This is a genomic window from Massilia mucilaginosa, assembly GCF_011682145.1.
In the GTDB taxonomy this organism is placed as follows: Bacteria; Pseudomonadota; Gammaproteobacteria; order Burkholderiales; family Burkholderiaceae_D; genus Telluria_A; species Telluria_A mucilaginosa.
This window is the reverse complement of sequence record NZ_WHJH01000017.1, coordinates 104547-115950: the sequence shown is the minus strand read 5'-3', so window position 1 is coordinate 115950 and position 11404 is coordinate 104547. Positions and strand designations below refer to the sequence as shown.

At 63.1% G+C, this 11404-nt stretch carries 8 protein-coding genes; 5 read left to right on the top strand and 3 right to left on the bottom strand.

Annotation, left to right across the window (positions count from 1 at the left end):
* Positions 1-730: 730 nt before the first annotated feature.
* Positions 731-1969 (top strand): hypothetical protein, encoded by a 1239-nt coding sequence (locus F2P45_RS16180; RefSeq protein ID WP_166876996.1) that lies wholly within the window; start codon positions 731-733, stop codon positions 1967-1969.
* On the opposite strand, the gene F2P45_RS16175 is transcribed toward F2P45_RS16180, so the two are convergent.
* The gene (locus F2P45_RS16175) at positions 1932-2543 is read right to left on the bottom strand and encodes a DUF2314 domain-containing protein (protein ID WP_166876993.1); all 612 of its coding nucleotides are present in this window, start codon (positions 2541-2543) and stop codon (positions 1932-1934) included. The genes F2P45_RS16180 and F2P45_RS16175 overlap by 38 nt on opposite strands.
* Positions 2544-2944: 401 nt before the next feature.
* Between F2P45_RS16175 and F2P45_RS16170 the strand changes: the two genes are divergently transcribed.
* Together F2P45_RS16170 and F2P45_RS16165 are read left to right on the top strand one after the other, a co-directional pair.
* The gene (locus F2P45_RS16170; RefSeq protein ID WP_166876990.1) at positions 2945-5596 is read left to right on the top strand and encodes a TonB-dependent receptor; all 2652 of its coding nucleotides are present in this window, start codon (positions 2945-2947) and stop codon (positions 5594-5596) included.
* Positions 5597-5745: 149 nt separating this feature from the next.
* Complete coding sequence (locus F2P45_RS16165) at positions 5746-7266, top strand: tryptophan halogenase family protein (protein ID WP_166876987.1); 1521 nt, start codon at positions 5746-5748, stop codon at positions 7264-7266.
* A 53-nt stretch (positions 7267-7319) separates the two neighbouring features.
* Here the strand turns inward: F2P45_RS16165 and F2P45_RS16160 are convergent, their stop codons facing one another.
* Both F2P45_RS16160 and F2P45_RS16155 read right to left on the bottom strand, forming a co-directional pair.
* Complete coding sequence (locus F2P45_RS16160; protein ID WP_166876984.1) at positions 7320-7865, bottom strand: outer membrane beta-barrel protein; 546 nt, start codon at positions 7863-7865, stop codon at positions 7320-7322.
* A gap of 181 nt (positions 7866-8046) precedes the next feature.
* Positions 8047-8739 carry a DUF6445 family protein gene (locus tag F2P45_RS16155; RefSeq protein WP_166876981.1) on the bottom strand — a complete coding sequence of 231 codons (693 nt, stop codon included), beginning with the start codon at positions 8737-8739 and terminating at the stop codon, positions 8047-8049.
* Positions 8740-8898: 159 nt separating this feature from the next.
* On the opposite strand from F2P45_RS16155, the gene F2P45_RS16150 reads away from it, so the two are divergent.
* Positions 8899-10131, top strand: coding sequence for an ABC transporter substrate-binding protein (locus F2P45_RS16150; RefSeq protein WP_188130161.1), 1233 nt, complete (start codon positions 8899-8901; stop codon positions 10129-10131).
* Between the two features lie 82 nt (positions 10132-10213).
* Positions 10214-11236, top strand: coding sequence for a LacI family DNA-binding transcriptional regulator (locus tag F2P45_RS16145; protein ID WP_166876978.1), 1023 nt, complete (start codon positions 10214-10216; stop codon positions 11234-11236).
* Positions 11237-11404 lie beyond the last annotated feature (168 nt).

Below are 11404 nucleotides of genomic sequence, written 5' to 3'. Positions count from 1 at the left end.
TCCACACCCTGGCCGAGCGTCTGTATCTGACGATTCCAGCCAGGACCATTAACTCGACCTGAACACGTCACGGCCGGTCTGCCGCGAACTGATCAATCCACCGCTACCCCACCAACCTCATGCCGCTATACCCTGCCCCGTTCAATTGGGTAGGGCGCCTATTGCCCACAATAGGATAATTCGAACCGAGCGGCGTCGAGAGCGACAATTCGGAATTGCGGATGACGTTTATGAAACATCCAGGCTAGCAGCCTGTCGGACTTGGGGAGTCGAAGCGGGAAAATAGCTGGGCGAGAGGCCAGGTTTTGACGATGTCGCAGTGCCAATAGCGAGCCATTGGCCGAGAAAGCGGCGAAATATGGACCGTCCCGGGGATTTTTGCAGCCGACGATCCCAAGTCCGACAGGCTGCTAGGATTATGCGCGGCATGCGTCCGGCAAACCGGGGCAGGTTCTCAAGAGAAATCGTTAGAAGCCGTGCCTCAATCGCACATGAAGCGCCTACTGTGATGGGGCGCGCGGGCAGAATGCATCAACGTTTTCGCTCGACGGTGGGGATATAGTGAATCGGACAAAGCCGGGTCGTTGACCGGCATTGCTTCCGTTGGAGACTGTATTTCACCAGGAGAATCGATATGCATCCTCACACGCTCGCCAAGTTCACCCGCGCAGCGGCCAGAAATTGCAGGTCGGAACCTGCAGCACGGCGTGCGCGAGCGGCCGGCATATGGATGGTGCTGTTCGCCGGTCTGCTTCATGGACATGTTGGGGCGCAAGGTTTTCCGTCGTCCAATGATAAAGTGCCGGCCGGCTGGAACGGCCCCGTTTTCAAGCTGAGCCAGGACTACCCCGCCACGCTGGCGGGCGACGCATTACCCTGGCGGGACATCGATCCGACCGTGGAACCGGAGCGCTTTGGCCGGACGATTTACGAGTACGTCCTGGAGGGCAATACAGAAGTCGACTGGGATGTGCGCGCGAACCCGGTTCGCACATGGTATCACGCGCCGTGGATGCATTATGGCGATACCGGTCGGGAGTTCATCCACGGCTTGACCAGGGAGCGCACGACCCCAAGGCCGGCCACTGCAGGCAAGGGCGAACTGGGTCCGGCCCAGACACGGTGTTTCCAGAACTGGGCGGTGGGTTTTTACAATCCTCCGGGCGGATATCAGGTCGGAAAGATATGGCAACAAGCAGCCAGCCCGAATGCGGGCTTATCGCAATTCCCGAACGGCACCGTCATCGCGAAGCTGTTGTTCACGACGGCGCCCGATTCCGAAGTGCCTTATCTCAAGAACACTTTTGAATGGCGCGCGAATATCCATGTTTTCAATGGCGTCACCTGCCCCAACGGGGCGCTCGCCCGGCAACCGCAGACGGTACGGCTGATACAAGTCGACCTTGCAGTCAAGGATGCGCGGGCGGTCGACACCGGATGGGTGTTCGCCACGCTGTCGTACAACGGCATGCGGGCGGGGGCCACGCCGTGGGAACGGATGGAACTGGTCGGCGTGATGTGGGGTAACGATCTTGCCAAAAAACAGCAATGGATCAACAGTGCCAATGGGACCCCCCAGCATCTTGGCGCGGAAGGGCGGCTCAATGGACCGGTGGACAATCCGAGGTCGTCCTGCATTTCTTGTCATGCGACGGCGCAGACGCCCTCCCGCTCGCCGCTGATTCCACCCTCGCCAGCCGATGCGCCGCGCTGGTTCGCCAATTACCCCGGTAGCCGCGCCTTCGATGCCGGCGCCATCCCGACTGACTACTCGCTGCAAATTGCCATGGGCATCCAAAACCTGAACCGTTCGAGGGTGCCGGTGCGCAGCGCGGCGAACAAGGATCCCTCGCCGCTGGTCATTTCGGCGGAAGACCTGAAGCTGATGAGCAGGGCTTTCGATTCTGGCAGGGATATTCCGCTGCCGATCGTCATTGGCAAGAACCTGGAATATCCGTTCGGACGCTGATCGGTGGCCCCGCGCCGCTTGCCGTGGCCCATGTCGCCAGCCCGCGGCGCCAGCCCGTGTCGCTGTCCACGTAAGCCTGCTCACGCTGCAGCAGGCTGTCGGGCAGCCGCAGGCCGTCGCGGCGCGCCACGGCGAACAGCGCGCGCTCGGTGAAGCCGCCATGCAGGCCGCCGGCGCGGTCGCGCACCTGCCAGTCGACCAGCTCATCGTAGCGGCAGCGGTAGATGCGTTCGAGCCGCCCCCTGTGGGTCAGCGGCGGCGTAACCAGGCGGATGCCCAGTTGGTCGGGGCCGAGTACTTCCAGCACTTCCGCCCATAAATATTCCACCCGCGCCGAACTGCTGACGAAGCGCAGCTTGACCAGCGCATTCTCGTACGGATTGCCGAGCAGCGCCTTGAACCGGTCCAGCCCGGCTTTCGCCTGTTCCTTGGCCGCCTGCATGAGCGGGTCGTCCGCATGGGTGGCCATGGGCGGAAATTCCGGAACCGGGTAGCGCCAGCGCATGAACAGGCACAGGCACAGGAGGAGGGCGAGCACGGCAATGATCGCAAGTTCAGTATCGATGGAATGCATGGGGCACCTGTTGTCAATGGGTCTACCCTGATTGGAGTGGCGCCGTTCCAAATCGTTCCGCAAGGGGTGCGCGGCGCGCGCAAAAGATCCTCGCGCAGCGGATTTCATTGCTATGTGGAACGCTCTTCGAAGGTCGCCGTGCCGCGCGGCAGCATGTTGCCGCGCCCCACACGGCCGTTGTTGCATTTTTAACTCCCGACAAAGTCTCGTTGACATCGAAAAACATTGAGTGATATATTTTGCTCATCGATTGGGAGCGTTTCCAATCAAGCGGAAGTGCCGCGGGAGCAGATCGCGGCGGTGTTATCCAGGTCTGCGCAGCAGGGAGTAGTGGAGTCAAGACGTGGTGCCGTCCATGGCCGCGTACTAAAAACGATAATCAGAAAAATCAAGGAGACGCAATGTTGTATCCGAAGACAAGAAGGACCCTGGTCAGCCTGGCCGTTGCCAGCGCCTGCGGGCTGATCGGCATGTCCGCCCATGCCCAGGCACCCGCACCGGCACCCAGCAGCGAAAGCGACAAGGAAGTCATCCCCGAGGTGAAGGTCACCGCGACCCGCTACTCGACCTCGCTGCTCAAGACCCCGCTCGCAGTGACCGCTTACAGCCAGGACAACCTGAACCGCATGGGCATCACCAGCGCCAAGGACCTGGCCAGTGAAATACCCAATGTGACCTTCCAGGCCACCGGCGACTCGGCGGTGCAGATCACCATCCGCGGCATCACTTCCTCGAACACCACCGAAATCGGCGACCCGGCCGTCGGCTTTCACGTCGACGGCCTGTATTCGCCGCGGCCGCAGGGCGCCCAGGCGCTCATGTTCGACGTCGAGCAGGTGGAAGTCTTGCGCGGTCCGCAAGGGACCTTGTTCGGACGCAATTCCACCGGCGGCAGCGTCAACGTCATCTCGGCCAAGCCTGACTTCAGCGGCAACTACGGCAAGGCCGAGGTCGACATCGGCAATTACCGCAAGAAACAGGTCAACCTGATCCAGAACATCACCATCAACGACCAGCTGGCGCTGCGCGCCGCGTTCTCCAAGGTCACCCGCAACGGCTGGGCCAAGCAGATGTCGGACACGCGCGAAGCGAACGTGCCGTCCAAGGGCTGGATTCCGGACGGCATTCCGGACGTCGACCAGCGCTACAACCACCCGGTCAGCGCCAAGGATTTCTATACCAACCAGGACGAGTACGCGGCGCGCCTGGCGGCCAAGTTCAAGATCACTCCCGACCTGACCCTGAACGCCGCCTACGAGCTGTTCCAGGACAATGGGGCCGGCAACACCAGCTTCCGCGACTGCGAGCAGGGCGCCGGCACGCGCTACGCCTGCAGCGGCGGCCAGTGGGACCTGCTGGTCAACGTGCCGGGCAAGACCGACATGACGATCAAGTCGCTGCGCGCCGGGCTCAGCTGGAACGTCAACAAGAACACCAGCCTCGACTACAGCTTCATGCTGGCCGACCAGCAGCGCTCCCAGCTCTATGACGCCGACAAGGGCCTGACCTCGGCGCTGCCGTTCCAGGTCACGGCCGACTACCCGAACCGTCCGGACGCGGCCAACTGGAGTACCTGGCCGCTGGACGACCGCTACCAGGCCACCTGGGATTCCAAGTACAAGTCTTCGGTGCAGGAACTCCAGCTCAAGCAGCAGTTCGACACCCTGCAATACGTGGCGGGCCTGTTCTGGATGCACGAAAAGAACGCGATCAACTATGAAGTCGTCGACTTCTTCCGCAAGCCGCACGGCATCGCCTCCGGCGCCTTCTACTCCCAGCCGGACCGCCAGGTCGACGCCAAGGCCGTGTTCGCGCAAGCCGACTGGAAGTTCATCCCGAGCTGGACCGCCACGGCGGGCGCGCGCTACAGCGTCGACAGCAAGGAAGACAAGAACGGCCTGAACCTCGGCGGCTGGGCCGGCAATACCGCGTTCTATCGCGGCCAGTACAACGGCGGCACGCCGAACACGCCCGGCTACCGCTTTCCGCAGGCGAACGACCTGAAACCGGGCATGGGCGGCAGTGTCGACGCGTATTCCGGCTACCCCCGACCCACCGCCAACGACCACAAGGAAGAATGGAAAAAGACCACCTGGCGCCTCGGCCTGCAAAAGCAGGTCAGCGAGAACCAGATGGCCTACACCGCCCTGTCGACCGGCTACAAGGCGGGCGGCTTCGGCGACAAGGTGGACAGCTGCAATAACAAACTGTGCGCCGACGGCAAGAAAGGCGTGGAAACCTTCCTTCCTTACAAGCCTGAACTGGTCACCAACCTGGAGCTGGGCTACAAGGGCAAGTTCCTGGAAAACCGCCTGAGCGTGTCGGCCGTCGCCTTCATGATGCGCTACAAGGACCAGCAACTGACCAACACCTATTTCGTCTCGAAAGTCATGCCGGACGACGGCAAGCCCTGCGCCAGCGACCAGCCCAAGTGCGATGTGTACGAAACCTGGCGCACCATCAACGTCGGCAACACGCGCATCTCGGGCGTCGAAGTCGAGTGGGATTACAAGCCGTGGAAGGGCGCCAAGGTGGGCGGCGCGTTCTCCAACCTGAACACCTCGATCCGCGACTACGGCGCCTACAACGACGACTACCTGTGCGACGAGCGCATCGAGTTCAACCAGGAACGCTGTCCGGCCCAGTTCACCGGTCCCGGCACCGACAACGGCAAGCGCCTGTACGACGTGACCAACAAGCGCCTGCCGAACGCGCCGAAGTACACCTTCATGCTGCACGCCTCGCAAGCCTTCGTGCTCGACAGCGGCTACAAGCTGACCCCGTACTTCAAGGTCAACTGGCGCGACAAGGTGTATTTCGACGTGCGCAACGACGAATTCGCGCATATCGGCCGCTTCCAGAAAGCCAACGCGGTCGGCGACGCCTCGTTGCGGCTCGACGCGCCGAACGGCAACTGGCACGCGGAACTGTATGTGCGCAACGTATCGGACAAGCGCGTGAAGACTTCCGGCAACACCGGACTGGGCGGGCAGATGATCGCCGGCTACATCGAACCGCGCATGTTCGGCTTGCGCGCCGGGATCAACTACTAAGTAAAAGGACGAGACAACCGTTTGGCGAGCCCCGCGTGCCGCAAGGCGCGCGGTGGACCGGCGTGGCCCTGTCCCCCAGGCCATGCCGGCTTTTTTGCTTGCCGTGTATGTCAACCGCATAGTCATATGCGTATCAACCGGAGAACCAGATGACGGAGCATCGCATCAAACAGATCGTGATCGTCGGCGGCGGCACCGCCGGCTGGATGAGCGCCGCCGCGCTGTCGCAGCTGCTGCCGGTGGGCCATGGGTACCGGCTGATCGAGTCGGACCAGATTTCCACCATCGGGGTGGGGGAGGCCACCATCCCCAGCATCCGCAATTTCAACCTGCACCTGGGCATCGACGAGAACGACTTCATCCGCGCCACCCAGGGCACCTTCAAGCTCGGCATCGAATTCGTCAACTGGGGCCGGCAGGGCAGCAACTACATCCACGGTTTCGGCGCGGTCGGGCGCGACCAGCCGACCGCCAATTTCTTCCACTACTGGCTCAAGATGCACCAGGCCGGGCAGGCCGGCAGCCTGGAGCCGTACGCGATCAACAGCATGGCCGCGCGCCTCGGCAAGTTCAGCCGCGGGCGCCCGGACCTGCCCAATTCGCCGCTGGCGGACCTGTCGTACGCCTTCCATTTCGATGCCGGCCTGTACGCGCGCTACCTGCGCGGCTACAGCGAAGCGCGCGGGGTGCGGCGCACCGAGGGCCGCATCGTCGAGACCGTCCTGCACCCGGACGGATCGATCGCCGCGCTGCGGATGGAAAACGGCGAACGCATCGATGGCGACTTCTTCATCGATTGCTCCGGCATGGTGGGGCTGCTGATCGAGCAGGCGCTGCACACCGGCTTCGACGACTGGAGTCACTGGCTGCCGTGCGACCGCGCGATTGCCGTGCCCTGCGAATCGCACGGCCCGCTGGCGCCGCTCACGCGTTCGACCGCGCACACGGCCGGCTGGCAATGGCGGATTCCCTTGCAGCACCGCACCGGCAATGGCCATGTGTTCTCAAGCAAATTCATGAGCGCCGACGAAGCCCAGGCCATCCTGATGAACAATCTCGATGGCCAGCCGCTGGCCGAAGCGCGCCTGCTCAAGTTCACTACCGGCAAGCGCAAGCGCGCCTGGAACAAGAACTGCGTGGCGATCGGCCTGTCGGGCGGCTTCATGGAGCCGCTCGAATCGACCAGCATCCACATGGTCAAGACGGCGCTGATGCGCTTGATCAGCTTTTTCCCGGACCGCGGTTTCGACCAGGTCGACATCGACACCTTCAACCGCCTGTGCGACAAGGAATACGAGCAGATCCGCGACTTCCTGATCCTGCACTACAAGGTGAGCGCGCGCGACGATTCGGCCTTCTGGCGCTATTGCCGCGACATGGATGTGCCGCTGAACCTGCGGCGCAAGCTCGACCTGTATGCCAGCCATGGGCGCATCCTGCGCGAGAACGAGGAGTTGTTTCCCGAAGATAGCTGGCTGCAGGTGATGCACGGGCAGGGCTTGCGCGCGCGCGGCTACAACCCGGTGGTCGACCAGCGCGCGCCCGACGAGATTGCCGACTTCCTGCAGGGTACGCAAGCGGTGATCCGCAAATGCGTCGACGCCATGGACAGCCACGAGCAATTCATCAAGGCCAACTGCCAGGCGGCGCCGCTGCGGCGCGCGGCTTGACGCGGACGTAAAAAAACCGGCGCGCAGCCGGTTTTTTTGAATGCTGGAACAGCTTAGAACGAGAAACGCAGGCCGGTCGAGAGCACGGTTGCCTTGATCGAAGCGATCTTGGCCGGCTGCATGACGTTGCCGTAATTTTCGTATTCGATGAATGCGGTAATGGTTGGCGTCAGTTTGAGGGTGCCGCCAATGCCGATCAAGGCATCGGTTTTTTTGTCCTTGACATCGCCTTCGCCAGGGCGAACGACCTTGGCGCGGTTCTTGGCAATTCCCAGCTTGGCGGTCAGGGCGAATTTGTCGCCCAGCGGCAGGGTGGCGGTACCGGCGGCGTAGAACGAACGCGCCTTGGAACCGACGCTCTTGTTGGCATATTCCGCAGTGCCGAAATCGGTGTAGCCAGCTTCGATGCCGAAATTCTTGTCGAAATTGTGGCCGGTGAATACCTTGTAGGCGACATCGCCTTCTTTGAAGTCACCGAATTTGTCGATGTTGATTTTTTGTTCGGCGTAGCCGAGGCCGGCACCGGCGTAGTAGCCTTCGGCATGGGCTGCCAGTGGGGCCGCGGCGGCGAGCAAAGCGATAACGAGTTTGTTTTTCACGTGTAATCCTGAATGGTGTTGTTTGTAGAAATCTGTCGCCAAATGTAGCAATGTAGCAATGTGGCAAATACGGCCGAAATTATACGTCGACCGACGTAGTTACATGCCGTGAAGCACGATTTTGAGCCGGTTTACCGGGTCAAATTTGCTATAAAACAACGTTCTGCTCGCGTGGCGCGTGTCAGGCAATCCGTTTGCGAAAGCGGAAAAACCCGTTCATGGTCAGACGGCCGCGCGCCGGGTCGGGGTGGAGCAGGGCGGGGTTGTCGATCTGGGCCGCATGGAAAATTTCGCCATCGTAAAAAATGGCGCGGTTAAATTGCGCCGGGATGGTGCACAGTTGCTCGAAATCGGCGTTCGACGCCGTCAGGTAGCCGGGCGCGTGCGCCTCGGAGGCGATGCCGGCGTGGGCCTCGCGCAGCACGCGGGCCGTGGCGTCGACTCCCTGCGTGGGGCGGTAAAAGCTGGTGCCGCCCAGGCGCGCATCGTCGAACAGGTACACCACGGCCGCCGCCGCGCCCACGCCGGGGGCGAGGCCGGCGCAGTCGCGATGGCACAGGCGCTGCAGCGGATGCAGCTCGAACGGGGCGACGGTGGCCAGCGCCAGGCGCGCCGCCACGCTGATGGTGCGTTGCGCGCCCAGTGCGCGCCGGATGTGCTGGATGAAGAAGTCGTCGAGGCGCAGCGCCGCCTCGCGCCCCAGGTCCAGCTCGGGGCCGGGATAATAGTTGGCCGGATCGACCGCGAAGCGCGCCTGCGCGGCGACCGCCCGGGCCACCAGCGCATCGGGGTCGAGCAGGAAGTCGTCCACCACCGCGCAGGGCGCATGGCCGGCAATGGCGACGTAACGGACGGTGGGACGGGGATTGAACACGGGCTCTCCATGCGAACAGGGTGGTGAAAACGCTGTCACGGCGCGGCGGCTTGTTTGCGCGTTGACATTGAAATTCTTTGAATGATATAGTCAGCCGACTAAATTGGAAAGCCTTCCAATCCGAAGCGGGCGCAGACCCGCTCTACCAGGAGACCCACGTTGAAACAACGCATTCTGGGCGCCGCGCTGGCGCTGGCAAGCACCGGCGCCGCCTTCGGCGCCGATCCCAAACCCGAAGTGATCCACTGGTGGACCTCGAGCAGCGAAGCTGCCGCGGTGCGCACCATCGCCGACGCCTACCGCGCCGCCGGCGGCGCCTGGACCGACACCGCCATCGCCGGCGCCGACCAGGCGCGTGCGGTGGCGATCAATCGCATCGTCGGCGGCAATGCCCCGATGGCGGCCCAGTTCAACACCACCAAGCAGTTCACCGACCTGGTCGAGCAGGGCATGCTCAATAACGTCGACGACGTCGCCCTGCGGGAAGGCTGGGACAAGTTCCTGCCCGAGCCGGTCCTGAACGTCATCCGCGTCAAGGGCCATTACTACGCGGTGCCGGTGAATATCCACATGCAGGCCTGGATCTGGTATTCCAAGGCCGCCTTCCAGAAAGCCGGGATTGGCAAGGAGCCGGCCAGCGTCGACGAACTGTTCGCCGCGCTCGACAAGCTCAAGGCCGCCGGCATCATTCCCCTGGCCCACGGCGGCCAGCCGTGGCAGGAAAACATCCTGTTCCTGTCGATGCTGGCCCACATGGGCGGCACCGATCTGTACCTGAAGGTGCTGCGCGAGCGCGATCCGGCGGCCATCAATTCCGAGGCCTTCCGCCGCGTGCTGGTCAACTTCAAACGCCTGCAATCGTATGTGGACGCCGGCGCGCCAGGGCGCAACTGGAACGACGCCACCGCCCTGGTCATCGCGGGCAAGGCCGGCGTGCAGGTGATGGGCGACTGGGCCAAGGGCGAATTCGGCGCCGCGCGCCAGAGCGCCGGCAAGGATTACGGCTGCATCGCCGGCTTCGGTCCGCGCTCGCCCTACCTGATCCAGGGCGACGCCTTCGTCTTCCCCAAGACCGCCAATGCGCAGCAGGTCAAGTACCAGAAGCTGCTGGCCAGCGTGGTGGTGGCCCCTGGCACCCAGGTCGCCTTCAACAAGCTCAAAGGCTCGATTCCGATCCGCGGCGATGTCGACGCATCGGGCATGGACCCGTGCGCGCGCGCCGGCATGGCCATCATGAAGGACCGCACGCGCCATGTCGGCATCGGCGAGGTATATCTGACGCCCGACCAGAACGGCGCCATGCAGGACGTGCTGACCGCCTTCTGGAACACCAGAATGCCGGTCGAGAAGGCGCAAAAGCAGATCGCCGCGGCGCTGCGCAACGAGCAGTGAGGCGGCGCGCGCTTGTGAGAGGGCACCCGGATGCAGTATGCTGGCTTTTTTTAGTCCCTATTTTTGAACGGAACAAGCGCGCGTGGCAACTCTCAAAGACGTAGCATTGCGGGCCGGCGTCGGCCTCGGAACCGCCTCGCGTGTCGTCAGCGGCAAGGGGGCGGTTTCGCCCAAGACGCTGGCGCGGGTCCAGAAGGCGATCGAGGAACTCGAATTCCATCCCTCGTACGCGGCGCGCTCGCTGATGCTGGGCAGCTCGCAGATGATCGGGGTATACATACCTTACCTGAGCGGCACCTTCTATACGCCGATCCTCAAGCTCATTTACGCCGAACTGCGCGCGGCGGGCCTGAACATGGTGGTCGGTTTCGGCATCGGCAGCGACGACGAGCGCACGCAGGCGGTGCAGGGCATCGATTTTCTCAAGGAGCGCGGCTGCGACGGCGTGCTGGTGATGAGTAACGTGCTGCGCGATGAAGACATCGCCGCGCTCGGACCGCGCAAATCGCGCCTGGTGCTGCTCAATCACAGTGTGCCGTCGATCGCCAGCCAGAGCTTCACCATCGACCACCTGCTCGGCGGGCGGCTGGCGGCGCAGGCCTTGCTGCGCGAGGGGCATCGCGATATCGCCGTCATCGCCGGCCCGCGCGGCGCGCCCGATAACGTCGAGCGCATCGACGGCTTCCTGAGCGAGCTGGCGCAGGCCGGCATCGACACCGACGGCCTGTGGGTGGCCGAAAGCGACTTCGCGCCCAAGGGCGGGTGGGAGACGGCCAGGGAGCTGGCCGAATCGGGCTATCCGTTTACCGCCGTTTTTTGCGCCAACGACGACATGGCGGTGGGCGCGCTGTCGTACTTCCAGCAGGCCGGCATCGCGGTGCCGGAGCAGGTGTCGGTGCTGGGCTACGACGACACCAACAGCGCGGAATACACGGCGCCGCGCCTGACCACCGTGCATATGCCGTGGACCGAGATGACCTTGAACGGCTTGAATTGCCTGCTCAATCGCTGCTACGGCATGGAGCGCCCGGTGACGCATGATTATCCGGTGACGATTGCGCTACGGGCGTCGCTGGGCAGTGCAAAGGGCGGCCAGGCTGGGTAGCGCCGCTGGCGCGCCGTTCCCGGCACCGCCGGGAACGGCGGACGGAAGGCGCGAGGCCAAGGGAAACATTAACTCAACCGCAACAAATAGTCTTCCATCGCCCTTGCCGGCGCTTTTTTTGTGGTAAAGTGGAAGCGATTCCAATTTCTCATCGAGCAACTTTAAACT